The sequence below is a fragment of the Halarsenatibacter silvermanii genome (genome assembly GCF_900103135.1).
GTDB classification, from domain to species: Bacteria; Bacillota; Halanaerobiia; order Halanaerobiales; family Halarsenatibacteraceae; genus Halarsenatibacter; species Halarsenatibacter silvermanii.
The window spans coordinates 46,590-68,914 of sequence record NZ_FNGO01000008.1 but is presented as its reverse complement, the minus strand read 5'-3'; the positions used below and the strand labels follow the sequence as shown (position 1 = coordinate 68,914).

Annotated in this window: 22 protein-coding genes; 1 reads left to right on the top strand and 21 read right to left on the bottom strand. The window is 46.4% G+C overall.

Features of this window, described 5'->3' with window-relative positions; all coding sequences use genetic code 11:
• Window positions 1-8: 8 nt before the first annotated feature.
• From fliI to BLT15_RS05705, 19 genes are all read right to left on the bottom strand, one after another.
• The gene (gene fliI / locus BLT15_RS05795; protein WP_089759604.1) at window positions 9-1,319 is read right to left on the bottom strand and encodes a flagellar protein export ATPase FliI; all 1,311 of its coding nucleotides are present in this window, start codon (window positions 1,317-1,319) and stop codon (window positions 9-11) included.
• A gap of 5 nt (window positions 1,320-1,324) precedes the next feature.
• Window positions 1,325-2,131 carry a FliH/SctL family protein gene (locus BLT15_RS05790; protein WP_089759602.1) on the bottom strand — a complete coding sequence of 269 codons (807 nt, stop codon included), beginning with the start codon at window positions 2,129-2,131 and terminating at the stop codon, window positions 1,325-1,327.
• Window positions 2,124-3,128, bottom strand: a complete 1,005-nt coding sequence (fliG, locus tag BLT15_RS05785) for a flagellar motor switch protein FliG (RefSeq protein ID WP_089759599.1) — start codon at window positions 3,126-3,128, stop codon at window positions 2,124-2,126. The genes BLT15_RS05790 and fliG overlap by 8 nt, the downstream gene beginning before the upstream one ends.
• A 13-nt stretch (window positions 3,129-3,141) precedes the next feature.
• Window positions 3,142-4,728 carry a flagellar basal-body MS-ring/collar protein FliF gene (gene fliF / locus BLT15_RS05780; protein WP_089759597.1) on the bottom strand — a complete coding sequence of 529 codons (1,587 nt, stop codon included), beginning with the start codon at window positions 4,726-4,728 and terminating at the stop codon, window positions 3,142-3,144.
• Between the two features lie 13 nt (window positions 4,729-4,741).
• Window positions 4,742-5,047 (bottom strand): flagellar hook-basal body complex protein FliE, encoded by a 306-nt coding sequence (gene fliE / locus BLT15_RS05775; protein WP_089759595.1) that lies wholly within the window; start codon window positions 5,045-5,047, stop codon window positions 4,742-4,744.
• Between the two features lie 17 nt (window positions 5,048-5,064).
• Window positions 5,065-5,532: a flagellar basal body rod protein FlgC gene (gene flgC, locus BLT15_RS05770; RefSeq protein ID WP_089759593.1), complete on the bottom strand. Its 468-nt coding sequence runs from the start codon at window positions 5,530-5,532 to the stop codon at window positions 5,065-5,067.
• A complete protein-coding gene (flgB, locus tag BLT15_RS05765) occupies window positions 5,529-5,939 on the bottom strand; it encodes a flagellar basal body rod protein FlgB (protein ID WP_089759591.1) in 411 nt (136 codons plus the stop codon). Before flgB ends, flgC begins: the two co-directional genes overlap by 4 nt.
• A 172-nt stretch (window positions 5,940-6,111) precedes the next feature.
• Window positions 6,112-6,465 carry a response regulator gene (locus BLT15_RS05760; RefSeq protein ID WP_089759589.1) on the bottom strand — a complete coding sequence of 118 codons (354 nt, stop codon included), beginning with the start codon at window positions 6,463-6,465 and terminating at the stop codon, window positions 6,112-6,114.
• 197 nt (window positions 6,466-6,662) lie between these two features.
• The gene (locus tag BLT15_RS05755) at window positions 6,663-7,268 is read right to left on the bottom strand and encodes a hypothetical protein (RefSeq protein ID WP_089759587.1); all 606 of its coding nucleotides are present in this window, start codon (window positions 7,266-7,268) and stop codon (window positions 6,663-6,665) included.
• Between the two features lie 28 nt (window positions 7,269-7,296).
• Window positions 7,297-8,031 (bottom strand): sulfite exporter TauE/SafE family protein, encoded by a 735-nt coding sequence (locus BLT15_RS05750; RefSeq protein ID WP_159429839.1) that lies wholly within the window; start codon window positions 8,029-8,031, stop codon window positions 7,297-7,299.
• Window positions 8,032-8,227: 196 nt separating this feature from the next.
• The gene (gene rsxC / locus BLT15_RS05745; RefSeq protein WP_200769702.1) at window positions 8,228-9,604 is read right to left on the bottom strand and encodes an electron transport complex subunit RsxC; all 1,377 of its coding nucleotides are present in this window, start codon (window positions 9,602-9,604) and stop codon (window positions 8,228-8,230) included.
• A 161-nt stretch (window positions 9,605-9,765) separates the two neighbouring features.
• Window positions 9,766-10,335, bottom strand: a complete 570-nt coding sequence (locus BLT15_RS05740; protein WP_089759582.1) for an Rnf-Nqr domain containing protein — start codon at window positions 10,333-10,335, stop codon at window positions 9,766-9,768.
• Window position 10,336: 1 nt separating this feature from the next.
• Window positions 10,337-10,930, bottom strand: a complete 594-nt coding sequence (locus BLT15_RS05735) for an Rnf-Nqr domain containing protein (RefSeq protein WP_159429838.1) — start codon at window positions 10,928-10,930, stop codon at window positions 10,337-10,339.
• Window positions 10,931-10,951: 21 nt separating this feature from the next.
• Complete coding sequence (locus tag BLT15_RS05730; protein WP_089759578.1) at window positions 10,952-11,500, bottom strand: RnfABCDGE type electron transport complex subunit G; 549 nt, start codon at window positions 11,498-11,500, stop codon at window positions 10,952-10,954.
• A complete protein-coding gene (locus BLT15_RS05725; RefSeq protein ID WP_089759576.1) occupies window positions 11,497-12,414 on the bottom strand; it encodes an RnfABCDGE type electron transport complex subunit D in 918 nt (305 codons plus the stop codon). The genes BLT15_RS05730 and BLT15_RS05725 overlap by 4 nt, the downstream gene beginning before the upstream one ends.
• A 43-nt stretch (window positions 12,415-12,457) precedes the next feature.
• Window positions 12,458-13,324 carry a hypothetical protein gene (locus BLT15_RS05720; protein ID WP_089759574.1) on the bottom strand — a complete coding sequence of 289 codons (867 nt, stop codon included), beginning with the start codon at window positions 13,322-13,324 and terminating at the stop codon, window positions 12,458-12,460.
• Between the two features lie 226 nt (window positions 13,325-13,550).
• Window positions 13,551-14,729, bottom strand: a complete 1,179-nt coding sequence (locus BLT15_RS05715; protein WP_159429837.1) for a tRNA nucleotidyltransferase/poly(A) polymerase-related protein — start codon at window positions 14,727-14,729, stop codon at window positions 13,551-13,553.
• Window positions 14,730-14,898: 169 nt separating this feature from the next.
• Window positions 14,899-15,144 (bottom strand): hypothetical protein, encoded by a 246-nt coding sequence (locus BLT15_RS05710; protein ID WP_089759571.1) that lies wholly within the window; start codon window positions 15,142-15,144, stop codon window positions 14,899-14,901.
• Between the two features lie 310 nt (window positions 15,145-15,454).
• Complete coding sequence (locus tag BLT15_RS05705; RefSeq protein ID WP_200769701.1) at window positions 15,455-16,090, bottom strand: nitroreductase family protein; 636 nt, start codon at window positions 16,088-16,090, stop codon at window positions 15,455-15,457.
• A 131-nt stretch (window positions 16,091-16,221) separates the two neighbouring features.
• Here BLT15_RS05705 and BLT15_RS05700 point away from each other — a divergent pair, with 131 nt between their 5' ends.
• Window positions 16,222-17,415 (top strand): MFS transporter, encoded by a 1,194-nt coding sequence (locus BLT15_RS05700; protein ID WP_089759569.1) that lies wholly within the window; start codon window positions 16,222-16,224, stop codon window positions 17,413-17,415.
• 10 nt (window positions 17,416-17,425) lie between these two features.
• Here the strand turns inward: BLT15_RS05700 and BLT15_RS05695 are convergent, their stop codons facing one another.
• On the bottom strand, window positions 17,426-18,121 hold the full coding sequence (locus BLT15_RS05695) for a metal-dependent hydrolase (RefSeq protein ID WP_089759567.1): 696 nt from the start codon (window positions 18,119-18,121) through the stop codon (window positions 17,426-17,428).
• A 49-nt stretch (window positions 18,122-18,170) separates the two neighbouring features.
• Window positions 18,171-22,304, bottom strand: coding sequence for a DUF445 family protein (locus tag BLT15_RS05690; RefSeq protein ID WP_089759565.1), 4,134 nt, complete (start codon window positions 22,302-22,304; stop codon window positions 18,171-18,173).
• Between the last annotated feature and the right edge of the window lie 21 nt (window positions 22,305-22,325).

The window sequence follows — 22,325 nt, the reverse complement described above, 5'->3', positions numbered from 1 at the left end:
CCCTCCGGCTAACTTACAATATTTTTCAGCTGCGAGATGGTCCCTTCATAGCTGGCATCCTCTTCTATATCCTGCTGCAAAAAATCATTGATGTCATCAATTCGCTCTATAGCTCTGTCGACATCGGGGTTGCTGCCCTTTTCATAGGCACCTATATTGATGAGATCCTCCGATTCTCTATAATCCGCCAGCAGCTTTTTTAACTCCCCTGCCGATTCTTCATGCTCCTCGGGCACTATATCCTTCATGACCCTGCTGACGCTTGAAAGCACATCTACAGCCGGGTAATGATTGCGGGAGGCCAGATCCCGGGAGAGATCTATATGACCGTCGAGAATAGCCCTGACGGTATCGGAAATGGGCTCGTTAAAATCATCGCCCTCAACCAGCACCGTATAAAGCGCTGTGATGGTCCCCTCCTCGCCCGCTCCCGTTCTTTCCAGCAGACGGGGCAGTCTGTTGAAAACAGAGGGAGGATATCCTCTCGTTGTGGGGGGTTCTCCCACGGCCAGACCTATTTCTCTCAACGCCCGGGCAACCCGGGTCAGAGAATCCATCATCAGCAGCACATCTTCCCCCTGATTGCGAAAGTATTCGGCGATGGCGGTGGTTACCTGAGAAGCTTTAAAACGGACCAGAGCGGGCTCATCGGAAGTGGCCACCACTATTATGGATTTTCCCAGGCCTTTTTCGCCCAGATCTTTTTCGATAAAATCTCTGACCTCTCTTCCCCGCTCGCCGATAAGTCCTATGACGTTGATATCGGCCTCGGTGTTGCGGGCGGCCATTCCCAGCAGGGTACTTTTGCCGACACCGCTCCCGGCAAAAATCCCGATCCTCTGCCCCCGGCCGCAGGTTAAAAGCCCATCTATGCTGCGAATTCCCAGGCTTAAGGGTTCGCTAATCCGCTGTCTTTTTAAGGGGTCAGGCGGCTGCCGGGTAGCCGGAACATCTGTCAGATCCCTCCGGGAATCTATCTCGCCCATCTCGGGCCGACCCAGCCCGTCCAGCACACAGCCGAGCAGGCCTTCTCCTACCTTCACCCTGAACTTTTCGCCGGTCGCCACCACCCTGGCGCCCGGATTCACTCCTTTTATATCTCCAATCGGCATCAAAAGCACCCGGTTATCATCAAAGCCGACCACTTCTGCCCGCACGGTGCGGTCATGATTTTTGATCAGACAGATCTCACCGATGCTGACCTCCGGTCCGCGCGATTCGATAATCAACCCCACCACGCGGGTTATATGCCCAAAATTTCTCCTTGTATCGGAAATTTCCAGGGTGCTTTTGAGCCTGTCATAATCGATTATGCTCATTTTTATCACTGCTCCACGGTATTTTTGACTTCATCGGTGAGCTGGTCTCGCAAAATTTCGAGCTTGCTTTCGATGGTGGCATCCTGACCGCCGAAGTCGGTCTCCACCAGACAATCCCCCGGTTTTAAACCGGAATCAGCTACAATTTTGATCTCGGTATCCCGCCGGCCTTCGTAATCCAGATCCCGCAGGTATTCCTCAACTTCGGGAGCTACCCGAATGGTAATCTCATTATTATTTAAGCTGATTTCCTCCAGACATTCCTCAACAATAGGAACTATAACTTCAGGATTGAAATGAATTTCAGTCTGCACTATCTTTTCAGCTATATCAACAGCAAAGTCGACTATCCGCTCCGAAGTATCCCGAACTTCCTTTTCAAGCCTTTCATCCGTTCTGGCAGCGGCCTCTGTTACCGTCTGCAGAGATTTTTGATGTTCCTTTCTCAAGTTCTCACGGGCTTCTTCCCTGCCCTCTGCCAATCCTTTATCATACCCCTCTTTATAGCCTTCTTCCTCGGCCTGCTCTTTTATTTTTTCAGCCTCGTTTTCAGCAGCGGCGATAATCTCATCGGCTTTCTGGCGGGCTTCTTCTAAAATATCATCCGCCTCGCTCCTGGCCTGCTCAAGCGCTTTTTCAGCTTCTTCACTTTTCTCATTTTTTTCATCCTGCTGCCGATTTTCATCGTTTTTTCTGCTTTTTTCTTCTTCATACCTCTCGCGGGTTTCCTTTTCGCTCAACTGATACTCCCCGGTTATGCTGGAAGACTTTATTAAGTTGGAACTGGAGTTTGAACCTCTAAAATCAGACAACTATTTCTTCCTCCCCGCCGCGGGCTATAACTATCTCGCCGCTTTCTTCGAGTTCTCTGATGACATTTACTATGCGCTGCTGGGCTTCTTCCACTTCTCGTATCCTGACCGGACCCATATATTCCATATCTTCCTCCAGCATTTCGGCAGCTCTTTCCGACATATTGCTGAGAATTTTTTCCTCGACTTCTTCGCTGGCCGTCTTTAGAGCCAGGGCCAGATCATCTGTTTCAACCTGCCGCAGGGTAAGCTGTATGGCCTGATCGTCCAGAAGCGTCAGGTCTTCGAATACGAACATTCTCTGTCTGATTTCCTCGGCCAGCTCCGGATCTTCCTGCTCCATTTCATCGAGAATATTTTTCTCCGTTCCTCTATCGACGCTGTTTAATATATCAACTATCGATTCTATACCGCCAGCCCGGGCATATTCCTCGGTGACGACGGAAGAAATTTTTTGCTCGAGAACCTGTTCCACATCCTTGATGATCTCGGGAGATGTTCTATCCATGGTGGCCAGACGTTTGGAGACTTCGGTCTGAATTTCCTCCGGCAGCGAGCTCAAAATTTCTGAAGCCTGATCGGGATTGAGATAGGCGAGCACCAGTGCTATGGTCTGCGGATGTTCATCCTGAATAAAATTTATCAGCTGAGATGGATCGGTTTTGCGGATGGAGTCAAAAGGGCGAACTTTGAGCGACGCTGTCAATCGCCCGAGTATATCTTTGGCTCTCTCCTTCCCCACTGCTTTTTCCAGGACATCACGGGCATACTGTATTCCACCCCTGTCAAGAAAGTCCTGGGCCCGGGCCATCTGATAAAACTCCTCGACAACCCCCTGCTTGGTCTCCTGTTCTACTTCCTGAAGATTGGCTATCTCCAGGGTCAATTCCTCTATCTCCTCTTCGCTCAAATGCTCAAAAATCTGTGCGGAAACATCAGATCCCAGGGTTACTAGCAAAATGGCCGCTTTTTTACGCCCATCTATTTCTGTGGGCATTAAATATCACCTCTTACTCTTCTATGATCCAGCTTTTAATGAGTTCGGCCATCTCTTCCGGTTGATCTTCGGCCATTTCATGAAGTTCCTCGCGCATCTTGCGGGCTTTTTTCTCCTCTTCGGAAAGCTCCTCTTCGGGCAGCTCCACCTCTTCTTCCTCTTCATCTTCGACCATCTCATCGACGGTGGCGCCCTGAGGAACGGCCATTTCTTCCGAAGTTTTCATTCGTCTGCGCAGAATTAAAGCTGCTGTCAGAGTTATCAGAAGGATGGCAACTATGAGAACACTGTATATTATCTGCTGTCTGCGGCGCTGGGCCTCCTCTTCGGCCCTGGCAGCTTCTATCTCCTCTTCGATGGTTCGATCAAATTCCAGACTGGAAACATTTATGGTGTCATCCCTTTCGGGGTCAAAACCGACCGCAGCCTGAATTGAATCCTCAAGAATTAACAGATCATCCTCGGCCATCTCATCATCGACCATTACAGAAATAGAAAGATGTTCCAGCTGGCCGGGAGCAAATTCCTCGCGCTCCACGATCTCATCCATCTCATAATTTATGGTTTCTTCAGTTCTTTCGTAATACCCCTCTTCTTCCATTTCCTCCACGGTTAGATAACCGGGAATATTGCTATCCGTACCAGGGGCTCCTGCTTCCTCAGGAGTTTCTCCGCCGTAATATATTTCTCTCAGTTCCTCTCTGCTTCTCGGCAGCCCTTCTTCATCAATAATGGGTAAATATGTGTGACTCTCCCGTTCTCTGCGGTCAAAATTCATTCTGCTTTCGACCTGAACGGTGAAATTATCCGGGCCCAGAATTCTGGTCAGCATCCCCTGCAATCTTTCGGTCAATTTCTCCTCGTAATCTCGTTCCATCTCTCTCTGGTTGGTGCTGATCTCCCTGGCATTGAAATCATCTCCATCCGCCAGATCACCGGCCGCGATCATGTTGCCCGCGGTATCGACGATGGTCACGTTTTCCAGACTTAAATCGGGGACACCGCTGGCCACCAGATTTCCGATTGCCCGGGCCATACTTTCATCGAGCTGATGTCGGGGCTCCAAATTCAGCATAACTGAAGCCTCAGCCGGCCTTTCTTCGGAAACAAAAAGGCTTTCCTCGGGGGCAGTTATCTGCACCCGGGCGCTTGCTATTGCTTCCATACTCTCGATGGAGCGGCTCAATTCTCCCCCCATGGCCCGATATAAGTTTACCCTTCTTTCGAAATCGGTTGTACCAAATTGTACATCATCAAAAACTTCAAAACCGACCTGCCCCGAAGCAGGCAGACCTTCTCCCGCCAGAGCAAGCCTCATATCGTGAACCTGATCGGCCGGCACCAAAATCGTACTGCCGCCATCCTCAAGCCGATAACTCACTCCTCGATTCTCCAATTCATCGACTATTTCGCCGGCATCTTCGTGAGCCAGCTGTTCAAAAAGGGGCTGATAATTGGCATCTCCCAGCACAAAAATCATAAATACCAGAGCAGTGAAAACAATAAAAGCAGAAGCCCCTATGATTATTTTAGCTCTGTTATTTAGTTTTCCCCAGAGCTCCTGGAGCTGGCTGAAAAAATCTCTGATTCTTGCAAACATCACTGTAACCTCACTAAATTTGCATTCTCATTATATCGTCATGAGCTTCAACCACTCTATTTTGAATCTCTGTGGTCAGCTGCAGGGCCAGTCTGGCCTTCTCGGTGGCAACTGTTACCTCGTGAATATTATCTATTTCCCCCAGGGCAAACTGCTCGCTCAGATCCTGAGCGCTTCTCTCCATTTGATTTACTTCTTCAACATTCCTGGCCAGCAGCTCAGCAAAATCGTCTATGGGATGTTCGCTGCCCTCCGACTCAGTGGTTTCAATCTCCCCGCCGGAAAGCAGATCCAGCCTGTCAGAAATAGGTCCGATCATTGACCATCACTCCTTATTTAGGCGCCTCCGATGTCGAGAGCTCTCTGAGCGGTATTTTCAGCGGTTTCCAGAGCATTGATGTTTGCCTCATAGGCCCGCGAGGCATCTATCATATCGACCATCTCCATGGTGATCTCAACATTGGGCTTTTCTACATAACCGTCGTCGTCAGCATCAGGATGTTCTGGGTTATAAATCGTTTTGAAGGGGCTATCATCTTCAGCAATCTCGGCTATCTCAACCCCCCTGCGGGAGCTATCTCCACTCTGTGAAAAACTCGAGGCTCTCTCAGATAAAATTTGCGAGAAGCTGCCCGTCCCCCGGGAAGCTCGACTGCGAAAAACAGGGGTTTTGCGTCGATAGGGGTCGCCATCTTCAGTCCGGGTGGTGTTAACATTGGCTATGTTATCCGAGATGACGTCCATTCTGGTTCTTTGAGCGGTCAGTCCAGAGGCGCTGGTGTTGATGTTTTCAAACATGTTTATCCACCTCTTTCCAGTACGGTACCCAGATTATTGAACTTAGCATTGATCTGCTGGGAGAGAGTGCTGAAGTAGATTTCATTTTTGGACAATTCGGCCATTTCTCTTTCGATATCGACATTATTTTCATCGTACCTATAGGAAGTATCAGTTTCTTTATAACGTTTGAATTCAGCGCCCGCTTCTTCCGTTCTTCTGCCGGCAAGATGGCCAGGATGAGTCCTGCTCAGCCCGGTTCGACCGCCGCCGGAAGAGTCACCCTCCATTTTTCCCCGCAGAGTAGAGCGGAAGTCAACATCCTCGCGCTTATAGCCAGGAGTATCCGCATTGGCTATGTTATTGGTCAGAGCTGATTGTCTTTCAGAGGCGCCATCGAGGCCGGTCTGTAAGAAATTCAGGTATTCATTCATCCAGAAACCACCTCAAATGAAAAGATTTACTTCAAATCTTAAACTGGTTAGATAAGACATACTGCATTCTACCATAATATTATCTGCAAATGAAAGAGCTGTGAGAAAAAAGCTCTGATACAATAGTACTGTTTTTCTTAACAAACTGGCAGAAGCTTCCTCAAATAAGTTTTTAACCTAACTTTTGCAGCGCTTCCAGCACCCTTTCGTCTTCAAAGGGTTTGACAATAAAGTCTTCCGCCCCGGCTTCGATAGCATCGATGACCATTTTTTGCTGGCCCATAGCGCTGACCACGACAATATCTGAATCGGGATCGATATCCTTTATAGCTTTTATGGCCTCGAGTCCATCCATCTCCGGCATTGTTATATCCATCGTTACGATATCAGGATTCAGCTCCTGATATTTTTCCACTGCTTCTTTTCCATTTTCCGCCTCGCCCAGGATTTCGTAATCCTCATCCAGTATGTTCTTTAAATTCAACCTCATAAAGGATGCATCATCCACTATCAAAACCGATTTCAAATTTTTCAGCCCCCTAAAGAACTTCTTTAAGGCCTAAAAAACTGAACAGACAAAAAGCTTAAGCCCCGGTAGAACTGTTATCAAATTTATTATTAATAATACTTTTTATCATTGTATCATTAAATAGTTCAAAAGTCCATTAACAGCAATGATATAATTTTACTATTCATTGTTTATTGTTCATTATTTATAATGTATTACGCTTTTTTATCGGAATTGATATGCTGACAGGCAGAAGTTATGAAAGCTGATCTCTCCGCTGCCTCCCGAAACTGATGCTCGTTTAATATTATTCGAACTTCTTCGATATAAGCCACAAGCTCTTTGACCAGATCTTTATCTTCATAAAACGAGAATATTTCCGCGGTGCATTCAATGAAACTTTCAGCTTCCGACCTTGACAGCCTGGTAAGAACGCCCAGCCAGAGTATTGGGTTGTAATCATCTTTCTGCAGCATGCGGGCCTGAAAGAGCAGCTCTTTAAAACAGCCCGGATTTTGGCCGCTCAATTCCACCAGCATCTCCACAAACTCGGGTACAGGATAAGGATCGGGATTTTCTATAAATTTTTCCATTATAAAATCAAAGCCATTCTGCTCTTCCGGCCAGTCCCTCTCTTCCAGAAATTTTATGAGAGCATGCAGGTTTTGGGCCAGATCGGAGAGGTAGATCAGATCTCCTCTATCCCGGGATTTATCCTTTTTTTTCTTTCTGGCAGGCGCTGTTTCGGCCACCGTCGAAGGCCGGCCGGAAACGACTTCATTTATGGTGCTGCTGATCCCCTTCACACCATCGTTTACCATGTTAGAAACCTCCCGGAAACTTTGATCTTTAAACGGTAAAATAAAATCCCAGAAATATCAGGGCCGTGCCGAGCAGAATTTTAATTTTATTTTCTGGCAGTGAATGGGCGGAAATGGAGCCGCAAACCACACCGATCAGCTGCCCTCCCGCCAACCAGAAGGCCAGCAGAGGAGACAGACTTCCGGCCTGCAGATATCCGGCAGCCCCCGCAAGAGAAGCAAAGACACTAACCACCTGGCTCACTCCCACCGCCAGAAGAATGGGCCAGCCTGCAGCCACCAGCAGTGGAACCAGTAAAACCGGACCGCCCACCCCCAGAAGACCGGAGGCAAATCCTACGCCTAGCCCGGTAAGGGAAAAAATTATAACGGAAAAAACCGCTGACTCAATATTGTTGAATCCGCCTAAAGTCAGAGTAAATTTATGGCGCAGAAGGGTAAAAACTCCAATCGCAGCCAGGAAAAGCCCGAGAATTGTTTTCAGTATCTCTTCATCAAGAGCTAAATTTGTACTGGCGCCAAAAATGCTGCCCAGAGCGCTGAAAGATCCCAGCAAAAGTGCTGCCGACCAGTCAATATTGCCTCTACGATGATACATCAGGCTGCCCATCATTCCTGTAGCGGTAAAACTCAATAGAACTGTCCCCATGATCTCCGACAGCGATAAATCCATGATCAGAATTAATACCGGAGTTAAAAAAACCCCTCCCATTCCCATCAATCCGATTGAAAATCCCACCAGCACTGAGTAAATCAGTATCAACCAGAGCATCTATTATCGAAAGGTTTACCCCCTCACCTGAATTACTTCAGCAGCAGATACAGTTATAATGAATTATATCATCAGCAGAGGCCTTTGTTAAATAGGCAAATAAAAAAGCCGGACAGCAGGATGTCCGGCGGTTCAGCTGATTATAACCCTCTTTTCAGTGCTCAGGCAAAAGAATCAGTCAGAGCTTCTATTTATTTCTGCGGATTTTTTTGGCATGAGGCTTGGCACTGGTGATAGCTTCGGCAACTTTTCGCTGAGAGGGACAGACGAAGCTGCAGATTCCGCACTCAGCACACTCGGTGGCATGCAGCTTTTCAGCTTCTTCGTAATTTTCAGCTTCGGCCGCCAGACTCAGCTCATTGGGATAAAGCTTCATGGGACAGGATTCCACGCATTTACCACAGCGTATACATGGTTTTTCATCCTGAGAGGGTCCCAGGTCGGCCATATCGGGCGGCAGAAGAATTACACCGGTATCGCTTTTGGTTACGGGCACATCGAGGGAACTGACGGCAGTACCGGTCATAGCTCCTCCCAGAATTATTTTACAGCCGGAAAGAGAGCTAATATCCACTCCGGTTGCCTCCATTACGTGCCTTATAGGGGTTCCTACAGGCATAACGTAATTGCCCGCTTCCGGTACAGTCTCCGGGCCGCTGACTGTAACCACCCTTTCAAAGAGCGGCTTGTTTTTGACTATAGCCTCATAAATGGCGATCGTGGTTCCTATATTTCTCACAATGCAGCCTACATCGGCCGAGCGGGCTCCCATAGGAGGCTCCTTACCGGTTATAGCCTTGATCATACTCTTCTTATAACCCTGTGGATACTTGGTATCCAGGGGAATCACTTCAAAGTTCTCCAGATCTTCCGTCTTTTCAGTTAAAACCTCTATGGCATCGGGCTTATTGGTTTCGATGCCTATATAACAGTTATCCGCTTTGATAATTTTGAATAAAATCTTCGCTCCCTTGATAAGTTTATCTGCCCATTCCACCATCATGCGGTGATCACAGGTTAGAAAAGGCTCGCATTCAGCGCCATTCAGGATAAGGTTGGGAACCGGGTCATCGGTGCTCACATTTATATGAGTGGGGCAGGCTGCTCCCCCCATGCCGACGATTCCATATTTCTGGAGCATGGACTTCATCTCATCGATCTCGAGATCCTCCCAGTCCTCTCTGATAACTTCAGAAAATTCCTGCTGTTCGTCATCGACATCTATGACGACGGAAAGAACCCGATCACCGCCGGCCATCTGTCTTTCTTCTATGGCCGCAACTTCACCGCTCACACTGGCATGAACGTTCGAAGCCCAAAATTCATTTAACTCTCCGATCAGCTGTCCCTTTTCCACCCTCTCTCCTGCCTCTACCACCGGTGTTACCGTCTCGCCGATGTGCTGATTGAGGGGGATTATCACCCTGCCGGGATAAGAAAGTCTGGTGATCGGAAGATCGTCGGTGTAAGATTTGTGATGGGGGATATAAAGCCCCTTTTCAAACGATTGTTCCTCGATATCCATATCTTCGAGCTTTTCGAGTTCAGCTGCATTTTCAGCCATGATAGAACACCTCCAAATATTTAAGGTTCTTCCTGTTATCAGCCTATATATATCGCATAAGATCACTATCATGATAACAATGGCTGGAAGATATAAAACGAAGTGATACTCGTAATTTTTTAGCCCACCTATTTACCAACCGAAAACAGGAAGATCTAGCTTTAAATCCCTTCCAGTCCTGAAACTGCCAGCGCCAGTATACCCAGAATAATCAGCTGGATAGGGACACCTTTTAACCATTCAGGAGCGGCCGTCTTTTCCATTCTATTATTCATACCGTCTACTATCAGCAGCAGCGCGGTAAAACCAATACCATAACCGGCTGCACTGACTACAGCTTCTATTAGAGTTTCCCATTCAGCTATCTCCAAAAGAATCATACCAAAAACTGCTGCATTAAAAAATATATCAGGCAGATAATAATGCCAGGAATATATTTTTTCGGGATTCTCTGGCCTCATCCTCATAAAGAATATCAATCCCATAATCAACAGGACGAAGATCAAGTTGTTGAGATATGTCAGCTCTAAAGGTATCAAAACATGCTCATGGATAATAAAGGTTATCATAGCCAGGAAAATCATGAGCAAAGTGGTAGTTATTCCTATTCCCAGCGAATCCCTGAAAGAACTTTTTCTTTCGACTAAAAACGGAGTCAATCCGAGAAGATTATTTAGTACTATATTGTTCCAGAAAATTCCGCCCAGAAACAGCTGCAGTAACTCCACCATCCTAATTTACCTCCTCTTCAGCAGCAGGCCCGGAAGAAAAAGCAGCTTTGAAAAGCGCGACTAAAGAACCGAGAACTATCAAAATGCCCCCGGGTTCTCCAAAGAAAGCTATATCGCTGGCAAATATTTCGATATTACTTATCTGGCCGGTCAGAAAGAGTTCTCTGAGACCGCCCAGAAAGATCATCAGCACCAGCAGTTTAAACCCAAACCAGACGCTGCCTCTGAATTCACGGCTGGCATCTTCAACTTCAAAAAGAACTGTCTGCCTCAGAACCAGCACATTGAGAGCTATCAGAGGAAGATATACTCCGAATTCTTCCAGCAGTGCTGTATCCACAATGCTTAAATAGATCTGGAAAAGAGAGATTAAAGTGATGGTAATTATAACGGTGAAAGGAGCCCTGGTATTTCTGGTAACTATACCTTTAAGAGCAATATTTATAAGTCCGGCTCCTATGATGGCCAGCAGTGTCAAACTGCCCAACCAGATGGCGCTGCGGATATCAGTCATACCTCCCAGAATGGGAGCCAGCGCCACCAGAACCAGATATTTCCTCGACTCCTGCCAGAATTCTGATCTGAACAGTTCCATTGATAACATTCCTCCCTGGAATTAGTACTCTCCCGAACGCAGAGCGTCGAAGGTGACATCAACTGCTTCCCGGGCTGCCTCGGCCAGAGCTTCAGCAGAAACCGTCGCTCCGGTCACGCCCTGAATATCATCTCCGATTTCAATGGGATCATTGTAACCCAATCCCAAAAATCTATCCTTAAAATCATCTTCAAAAACTCTATCTCCCAGATCCGGTGTTTCGGAATGCTCAAGCACGTTTATGCCGACTATATCACCGGCATCATCCATTCCAACCAAAACTTCAATTTCGCCGCCGTAACCCGAACCAGCAGCTACATGAGCCATTCCGGTGACATCTCCAGCCTCCCGCACAACGAAAAACAGGTTATCTTCATACTCAAATTCGGAAAAGGTGGCCTCATCATCGTAAATTCCCACCAGGTTTTCCCTCATCTCAGGGGATACATCCTCTTCTACGATAAGTTGATCAGCTATACTGTGCGCGTAGGCCAGAACCAGTACGGCCACCACTAGAGTAATAGCCAGTATAAACACGCCCAGGGAGAGATCATAGTTTTCGGTTTTCATTCTGTCTCAACCTCCCCAAATGCCCTGCGCCTTAATAATTTATCGAGCAGAGGAACCAGGGCATTCATAATTAATATAGCATAGGTTACCCCTTCAGGCAGGGTGGCATACATTCTTATGATGATTGTCAAAAATCCGCAGCCAAATCCGAATACCAGCTTACCTCTGCTGGATACCGGAGAAGTCACCATATCCGTGGCCATATAAATTGCTCCCATAATCAGTCCACCCGAAAATAAATGCAGAATTACATCGCCGCCCATGAGCGGGGTAAAAATTCCCACCGTGACTATATAGCTCAAAGGAATCTTCCAGCCAATTCTGCCTCTGAAAAACAGATAAACCCCTCCCAGAAACAGCAACAATGCGGAAGTTTCTCCCAGGCTGCCGGGAATGCTGCCCAAGAACATCTCCCAGTAGCTGTAATCCCCTCCGGCCAGAGCAGTAGCAGCTGTAGCTCCATCCACCGGATCGGTAAATGTCGTCATCGAAGCCGGCCAGAGTGCAAGCATGATACCCCGGCCTACCAGCGCCGGGTTAAAGAGATTATTGCCCAGGCCTCCGAGCATCATCTTGCCCAGAATAATTGCCAGCGCCGCTCCCACCGCAGCCAGAAAAGGGGAAACGTCCGGGGGTAGAGTGAGAGCCAGCAGCAGACCGGTGACAGCCGCGCTGCCATCATCGAAAAAATCTCGCAAACTGCTCCAGCGCTGTAAAACCACCGCTTCGATTAGCATGGCGGTGATCACCGAAGCGAGTATTATGCGGACAGAATTCAGACCAAAAAGATAAACACTGGCCAGGGTGGCGGGAATCAAGGCTATAATAACATCGATCATAACCAGGTCGGTACTATCTCCATCGGTTATCAGATGAGGTGCATCTGTAATTACCAGTTCAGGTTCCTGTGACATACTAGCCCTCCTTAACCAGAGATAATAACAGATAGCCGTGGAACTAATTTAAGACTGTATAACCGTTCAATACTATCGATTCCGTACAGATCCACATATCACCTTCGAGAGCAAAGTTGCCGGTTGACATATACCCCCTGAATATATACTCATCCAGATAAATCGGCTGAGTTCTGGGTAATTCCCGGGGACGCTCAGTGAAGATGAAGTGATGCTCGCCTTCCCCTTCTATACCGGGCAGCTGTAAACTCCCCTCAAAAGCCAGCTCATTTTCAACCCTGTTCAGCAGATCAAAATTTAGATTGGCAGATATATTTTCCAGATCATAATCAGCATGATCGAGCTCGACTATCACGTCAACATCGTCAAAATCATCCCTGACTCTGACAGTACCCTGAAAGTTGAAATGAGGAGCAGCATAGTCCAGCGAAAATATGATCCTGCTCAGCATCGGCCGGCCGGGCTCTTTTACGTAATCGATGACTTCAGATGTCAGTTCTATCTCGACAAATCTATCATCATCCCGGAAGGTCCAGGTCCACTCATCGCCCTCATTCCAGTCCTCCGGCTGTTCGTCAAACTGCAGCTCCAGCTGTTCGATATCCTCCACCGAAAAAAGCCCCTCCGGCTGAGAATCGGAAGCGAGACTGTAAACTCCCGGCTCTTCAATTTCAGGCAGAATATAATATAGATAATTCTCCAGATAGATCAAAGGCCTGCTGAAATCTTCGAGACTCTCTACCAGTTCGACCTGATCTACATCAAGACTGCCGGTAAGTCCGGTTATCCATTCCTCTTCGGCCTGAATATCCTCAGCCTGTCCGACAGCCCCAGAGACGAAGACAAAACAGACGGCTGTAATAACTATTATAGCCAGCGGCAAACCTTTTTCCTCCAGCGTATCCAGCATAAAATTTCCCCCCTGCCAGTTGATGAGATAATATCTCCAGAATAATAACAAAAGCACCAGAATCGAAGTTCGTTATAAAAATAACATAATTTAGCATAAAAAATCAAGGGTTAAACTGCACTTTAACTTCAGCAGATGAAAAAATGACGATTTCCATATCAATTTCGAATTATATCATAAAAATAGCTTGATTTACAGCCCTTTTTAATTCCTCCGATAAAGCACTCTATGAATGTTTATCTCTTTCAGTTTCCAGCCAATCTTTTTTTCTTTTCCTGAGTTCTTCTCCGGCGGCAGGAGTGCCCTTTATTTTTTCAGGAAGATCATCACCGCTGATCTCATTTTTTAATTTCTTCATGATTTCAAAAATATTATCATACCTGCTGCGAGCTTTTTGAAATAAAGACGCAACCCCGATTCGTACATCTTCGCCTGCAGCCAGAACCAGTGCTTCCTGGAGATCTAAAATTTCTTTATCAAAAATCTCCAGTGTTTCAACGAGTCTCTCCGCGGGAACTTTCTGCCAGTTTCTGATAATAGGAATTACCTCGACAGCCTGTTCTGCTGCTTTTATCCATTTTTCAGGCAGAGTCAGAAGGGAGCGGGCCCGGTCCATCTCATTTTTCTTTGCGCTTTCAAAGGCCAGGGCCACAAATAAAATTTTATCAGTTTCCTCGCTGTATCTAAAGCCAGCTTTTTTCGCTATTTTCAAACGGTCGAGCGATTTTTCTGGTGATTTCAACCAGGAAAAATGACGGTTTAAAAGATCAAATCTTTTAAGCCCCATTATAAAAGCGGCAGGCCGGGGGGAATTGAGTATCTTTTTGAATTCTTCTGTTACCCTTTCCGGAAATAAATGTTCTATTTCCCCGGGCGAGAGCAATTTAAGCTTTTTCTTTAGAAGAGGAGAAAAGCTGAGATCGGAAATCTCGGCTTTGAACCTAAAAGCTCGATACACCCGAAGTGGATCAGCTGAAATGGACCGCGGCAGGGGCTGTAGAATTCTCTCTTTTAAATCCTGGAGTCCTCCCTGAGGATCTCTTATCTTTTTATCAGCCAGAGAAGCGGTAAGAGAGTTGATGGTGAAATCCCTGCTCATCAGATTCTTCTCCGGTGAGCTTTCCCCTGTCCAGGTGATTTCAACCCCCTGCCAGAGAAAAACCGGAAAATTACTGCCGACCACCTCTCCCCCGGGAAAACCTTTCTTTAAGGTCGCTTTATCGATCCCCGTCAGCAAAAAGTCCCAGTCCTCAGGTCTTCTTCCCAGAATTACATCTCTGACGGCGCCTCCGACATACCAGCCCCTCCCCGGGCTTTCCCGCAGTTTTTTTAATATCTCTGGCCCGGGAGATCGGAACATATCATAATCGGTAATGTCAGGCGGCTCAATATCAACAGGACACATATGAAATCCCCCTGTTTGATAATAGAAAAGAGAACCCCTGTAAGCAGGCATAAAAAGGGGTTCTCTTACCTTCTCAGATCAGGAAAAAATAATTGAAAAAGAAGCTTTATATCTTCCAGTATAACTATAATTTTTACACACCTATTTACCAGCGAAAACAGGAAGACCCTCATTTAAGTGATTTGATTATTTCGCTTCGGCACTCAGAACAGATGAATCTGTTTTTGAAAATATCACCTTCTTTATGTTTGCCACAAAAATAACAGGGTATGGAAGTGTGCGCTGTCAGTTTGTCGGCATCTATTTCCAGCAGTATCACCCTGCCCGGCTTCATATTTTCGGAAGCTTTCAACGAATTCGGAAGCGGGATATTACCCCTGTCATTAATTCGACAGATAAGATTATCCACCAGCATTTTTTCACCCCCTCTCCCCCATCCGAAGTGTCAAGAGGGGATAGAAGAATTTCTTTATCTAGCTAAAATATGAAATTTCTTCTATCCTGATAAATATTTAAAATATATTAAATCATATTTTTGCATTTGCGTCAAGTAAATTAATTAACTCAAACCAATATTGATGCTCTTCAGTTATCACGATAAATTTTTAGCTAATATATATAGATATTCTCCATATCAGCTGGTTTAATATTGAGGTTATAAGCAGCTCTGGGTATACAGCATATATGGAAATTTCACCATCTGTTTCCGAGAAGATCCCTATTTATTAAAATTCTTCTACTATATCCTCATATTTGAGTCTAGTCTCCCGGGGATCTAATTCCTGTTCTTCATCAAAATATCCCATAGAAATCAGCATGGTTACAACTACATTTTCATCGAGATCAAACATCTCCTTTATTTTAGTCTCCGAAAAACCAATCATGGGATGGGTATCAACTCCGTAATATTTAGCTGTGTTCATGATATTCATGGCCAGAAGAGAGCTGTTGCGGACCGCAAAACCTATCTTTTTGGCCTCATCAGGATATATTCCCTGCTCGCACTGTTCGATAATTTTCTCCAGCTTTTCTTCGTCGAGCTTACCGAGATTTTTCTTTTCATCCCACATGGGATTATAACGCCTGTATCCCGTCATATCACCTGTCACTATAAGCAGCACCGGTGCATCAATAACTTTTTGCTGTTCACAGGCTCCCGAATTGTAAATCTCCTCTCTTTTTTCCTGGCTTTTCACAGCAAGCAATTTCCAGGGCTGCAGATTAAAGCTGGAGGGGGCCAGCACCGATCTGTTGATTATTTTTGTGAGAAGTCCATCTTCTAGCTCCCGGCTCGAATCGAAAAAGTTAACCGAGCGTCGATTTTCAATAATCTGCATATAATCCGTATTTTCTTCTGTCATTTTTTCAGCCTCCTCGCTGAATTTTATTTTAGAATTGAAATCAGGCAGGACTGCAAAAAATTATCTATAATTATATTATTCAGTGTCAGCTTTATAAAAACAGGATAAAATTTTTACAGGAGCGGACAAGAATGAGCGAATGCGAACAGAAAAACTATCAGCAGAAAAGCGAAATATCCAGATTTATTTTTTTGATCGTTCTTACCATGGGAGCTTTTGGGGTTATGGGGGGCGGTCTTGTAGCTCCCGCCCTGCCAGCTATAAGCGAGGCATTCGGCACCCCGGAAGAACAAATAGGTCTGGTTCTGAGCATTTACACCATCTCCGCAGCCATAAGCCTCCCCTTGATCGGTTATTTTATCGACTCAGCCGGCCGCAGAAAAGTGGCACTTTTCTGTCTGCTGCTGGACGGTCTGGCCGGTCTGGGCAGCACCATGGCCGCTTCTTTTCCCGTGCTGCTGATCTGGCGTTTTTTTCAGGGAATCGGTGTGGCAGGTCTGATACCTGTGGCCATGACCATAATCAGCGATTGTTTTGCAGGAAAAAACAGAATTAGAGCCATGGGATTTTTGACAGGAACTATTTCGATAGGAGCTGTGATAATTCCGTCTCTGGGCGGTCTGCTCGCCTCGGTAGATTGGAGACTTGTCTTTATGGTTTACGGTCTTTCCCTGATTCTCGGAGCTATATTCTTTTTTAAACTGCCGGAGACATCACCGCAGCTGCAAAAGACCTCTCTGAATGGATTGAAGGTTCATATCAAATCGCTGGGCGCCGCCTTAAAACGCACGGATATTGTGATAATTCTTCTGCAGTCCTTTGCTGTATATTTTTTCCTCTATACCCTGGTGACTTTTCTTCCTGTCATGCTTCACCAGTATCATGATCTGGGGGAAATTTTTTCGGGAATATCTCTTTCCATGCAGGGTTTTATCGCCGCTTTGCTGGCCAGCAGAGCCGGGGTTTTCGCCGATATAATGAGCTGGAAATCAAGAACATTTTTTGGTTTTTGCCTCATTGCCCTGGCTTTTATCCTGCTCCCCTTCTGGCCGCAGGGCAGTTATCTTGTTCTGATCAGTATGGTAATATTTGGTGCCGGGATGGGGATTTTAAATCCCACAATCTACAACAGGGTTACCAGACTTCCTCCACAAAATCTGAAGGGCTCAGTTATTTCGCTTTTTAATACCCTTAAATACATAGGAATGTCCTTATCACCGCTTGTTTTCAGCCTGCTTCTTCTCAAATTCAGCATGCACTCGCTTTTTATCATGGCGGGTATCACTGCGATTATCTGGGCAGGATCTCTGCTCTATTATGGTTGAGATGGGCGCTTCAGCACTCAATTGTTTCCCCCGGTTCGATGGCCATAACTTCGACATCTTGCATTTTTCGTGCCACCAGTCGGCAAAATTCGTCGGCTGACTGTACCAGCACTTCAAAAGTGCCGTAATGCATGGGCACCGCTGTCTCAGGCTGTAAAAGTTTGACGGCATGGGCAGCCTGTTTGGGATCCATGGTGAATACGCTGCCTATCGGCAGCATGGCTATATCAATATCATAGATATCTCCCAGCACATCCATTCCGCCAAATATTCCGGTGTCTCCAGCATGATAAAATGTTTTGCCTTCGGGCGTTTGGATGATATAGCCCGCCGGCGAGCCAGCATCCGAGGAATGAAAAGCCTGAACCATGGTGATGTCCACATCCTTAACGTTAACTGTTCCTCCGATATTCATGCCGCTTCCCGCCAGCACAAAATTTTCTTCCTGAAGACTTTCTCCGCTGCCTGCCCTGATTTTGTTCAGCACTTCCGGCTGACCTACAATAATGCCATCAGCTGCCAAAAATTCTGCCAGATTATCACAATGATCGAAGTGATCATGGGTGATCAAAATTATGTCTCCGTGATCAGGTCGCGATCCAGCTGCCGGATTATCCTCCCAGAAAGGATCGATTAAAATATTCTGACCTGCCGAAGTTTCTATTTCGAAAAAAGCATGTCCCAGCCAGCAAAGCTTATCAGCCATGAACTTCTCCCCTCCTGTAATTTTTGGTTTCCGACCGCCCGGAATTAATCTAGCTTAAAGCCGCCAATCTTGATATCATTTCCGCAAGCAGGCCGAAAAAGGAACCGCTGAAACCATAAATTTTGAGCCTGTTAAGATACCGACCGGCAAAAGATTTGAAAAGGCTCTCAACTGCCTCTGAATCCATGTTCTGCACCCTGTCAATCGTGATATCCTTGATGGCCAGCGAATCCATCAGGCTTTGAAATCTAACCTCCAGACCATCAAGGGTGCCTCTTGATAAATTTAAAACCAGATATTCCAGCGTCGCCTCTTCAAAATGCCGGGGCAGTCTGGCAGAGACTCTTTCTAAAAAACTGTCAAGACTTGCTGAAGTCCTCTCCCAAAAAGCCTCATTTTTTTCCAGTCTCCGCAGCCACCAGTTCATATCCTTCTTAAAGATTTCTTCATCAAAAAGACAGTTGCTCCTGCCTTCACCTTTATTTTCGCCCCTGTTTTTCTCTTTATAAAGATTCCCGGCAGCTTGGAAAATTTCAGAAATTCTCTCGCGAAGTTCATCTTCACGAGTCTGCAAAACTTTTCGGAAATAATCATGACCGGGACTTTTATGGCCCGTTATAAATTCCAGAAAATCGGCAGGAGAAAATTGATTAAAAATTTCTTCCAGGCCAATCTCACCGAGTCTGAGAATTTTCCGAACCGCTGAATCTCGGGCATCGGCCTCTATCTTTTCATTCCTTCTCTCCAGGAAAGTATCCCGCAGCTCCGCTTTATCTCCCCCCAGAAAACCGGCGAGGATTTCAAGCGGGAATTCGATTTTCCAGAGTCGGTCAAAAAGACTCCTGCTGAAATTTTTGAAGTTTTTTTCCACCCCGGGTCGGGCTGCAGCTATTCCCATGATTTCAGCCCAGCCTTCAGAACCCGTCCTGCTCAGAAGGTCATCGGAGATATTCCGGGCCGTCCGATTTAGCACAGGTTTTAAACGGCTGCCGATATCCTCCCTGCGCCGCTGCAGATATGCGGGCAGTTTTTGATCGATCAGCACATCTATTACTTCTTCCACCGTCGCTTCTCCATCGGTGAGCTGATAAGCCCCCCGCAAAAATATTCCGCTCAAAATACCCTGCTTTTCTTCCCGTTCTTTGAGCTGCTGACGAACCATTTCCAGAGATTTTCTTTTTATCTCATCTCTGTTTTCAGAGATGAAAGACAGTGATCTCTGCACAAATATATTCAAAAAATCATCGAAGTTGGCTTCCAGCAGATCGCCGATGACTTTCTCGCCTTTTCCTGAATAGAGATCCCGGAAAAAATCGCAGTTAATTCCGCTGTTTATCTTTGCCAAATCCCGTCGATGCAAAAACTCACAGGCTTTATCTTCGATGAATTTCTCGATATCTTTCCTGTATCCGGGCGAAATCAAATTCTCCAGGTCAATATCCTCTCTGTCGCTCAGAAAATCCGCTGCCATGCCGGAAATATCGAAACTGGAGGCTGAAGAAATCAGCTTCTTTTTGATGTGGTCAACATCTTTTTCAGAAAACCTGGAAAAACCAGCAGAAAAATCCGGCTGCAGTTCCTGTCCAAAAATTTCCGATAGGGGTTTTTCCTCCGCCGCCGATCTCTGCAAAATTTTAGCAAAGGAAGGAACAAACTCTATCTTATGTTCCTCCAGCAGCGGCAAAAGCGCTTCAACTCCATAAGAGACAGCTCCGGCAGTGTCGACGTTTTCTCTCATAAACTCCGATAATTTTTCTGAAAAACCGGCAGAGTTGTCCACCATCAGAACCCGAACCAGCTCGTTCAATCTGCGGGCGAAATTATCGCTGCTGGTCCTTAAAACCAGCCTAAGCCGGCGAAAATCGTTGCTGAGCAGATTTCTTTCAAGAGCTCTTTCCAGTTCACTCCTGCTGTTTTTTATTAATCTGCTGATTCTTGCCGGTTCCAGCAGATCTTTCTCAACGAAATTACCCAGGGCTTCGGCAAACCTGTCCTGATTGCGCGGAATGAGACCGGGAGTGAACGGCAGTTTTTTTTCCAGAATGTGCACAGGATTATGAGGCCGGAAAATCATATTTATTGCGATGACATTGGTCAGAAATCCTACCATACCGTATGTCAAAGCAGGCCAGAAAAACCCTCCTAAAATTTCCGCGCCGGGCAGCAGGTTTCCGCCAAAAAGTTCCAGAGAAACTCCGGCCAAAAATCCCAGGCCGCCTCCAAAATAGGTTATCGGCTTTAATTCCCGTCCTATAAAATCCTCAACTATTTCTTTCATCTTTTCGGCAGACAGGCTTAAAAGATTATCCGAAACAGCCCTGCTGACTCTATCCTCAAGCAGAACCGCCAGATTCTCCTCCAGTATATTGAGAGAAAAATTCCTCAGCCTGGTCTCATACCCGGGAATATCGGTGATTCTGGAAATCAAAGCACCTATCTTTTCATCTTCCTGTGTTTTTAAAATTTTATCCATCCAGCTGACAGCAGCCGGGCTGAAGGCCGTATAAAACTGCTGGAAAAGACGAGAATCCCCGGAGCTGAAACCCGTAAACCCTTCGCCGACACCGGAGAGCAGTGAATCAACTTTCTCGACGAGAATATTTATATTTCTGTCAGATATCTGAAACGAGCCGGAAAAATCGGCAATCTCTGTCAAAATTTCTTCTGCAGCTTCGGAATTCAGGATCCCGGTCAGAAGTCTCTTTAAAAAACCGGCTATGCGCGGAGCGCTGGAAGGGATGAGCAGCAGATTGAGCAGCGAATCGGCGAGCACTACGGATGTTTTTTCTGGGAAACTATTCAGAAGATTTTGGCTGTCAATTAACCGGGAAGGGACGAGTTCTAATTCAGCTGCATCGCCGTCAGCAAAAAGCTTCTGTATGTCAGAAAGCACTTCATTGATCCTGTCAAAAAGATAATCCCAGTTGAATTCACCCTGGTTTTTCAGCCGGCTGACGAGCCAGCCCAGAGTCTTTGCTTCCAGAAGTTCCGTGATTTTCATTGATATCTCTTCAGCCAGTTTGTCTCTTTCCCTTTCAGTATTCAATTTTTCAACAAAATCATCGACCACTCCATACCGGCGGGCAAGTTTACCTTCCAGGGCCCGGAACAATATATTTTTGAGGGAATTTTTCAAACCGCTCCCGGTCTCTAAAACCTCGTCGATGGTTTCATCGATAATCTCTTCCAGCTCTGTTCTGTTTTCATCCAGCCACCAGAGAACGGTCTCGATAAGGGGAGGAAGGTTTTTTTCGATCAGCGGTCTGATCCGGTCCTGCCAGCCTTCACCTATAATCTCCGGCAGTGTCAGATCTATCCTCTGAAGAGAGGATATAAAAGCCTGAACCAGCTCCCGCAGTATTTTACGGGGTTCTTCTCGGGCAAGAAAATTGTTAAAATTCTGGAGAAGACGGGCTATAGAATTTCTCTCGTCCGAAAAGGATTCTTTCTGGAAAAATCGGCTCTCCCACTGTCCCAGAGGAGTTTTCAGCATATTTTCAATTCTTGCTTCCCATTCTGCCTTCAGACCCGAATCTTCGATAAAACCGGCCAAAAGCTCCCTCAACCTGCCTTTGCGCCCCGCCAGAGCCTGCTGGATTCGGCGAATTTTCTCCTCCTCCAGTTCTTCTGGAGCTTTCTCATCATACAGAATCTGCAGCAGCAGATCCAGAAAACCGGAGACCTGCGAGCAAACTTCATCATCGGCCAGCAGATGCCTGATTTCTCGTAACAGGCTTTCACTCATATTCGCCAGCTGCTCCCTGCTAAATAGCCCGGATAGATCTGTGGTCTCCAGAAGATCTTCAGCCAGAGAGCGAATCAAACGCCGGTCGATAAGCAGTTCACTCAAACCCCGGCGGCTTTTTTCCCAGCCGGGCACATCAGCCCAGCTCCGGCCGCTGAATTGAGCGGGCAGCTGTCCTGCTATTATCTCCTCGATAAGGCTGTCGATCTCCTCCTGAACCTCAGTTTTCTCCAGTTCATCGGCCAGCGTCCTGTAATTAATTATCTCGTCTTCAACCAGCCTGCTCATATTGAGGATAAATTCTTCTCTGGTAGATTCCAGCACTCCTCCAAAGGGTCCGTAACTGCGAAAAAGCATTTTGACAGCCACATCGTTTGTTATGTAACCGGTGGCAGAACCTGTTATGCCACTGGCCAGAAGAGCAGCCAGATTCATCATAAAATATCCCGTCCTATCTTT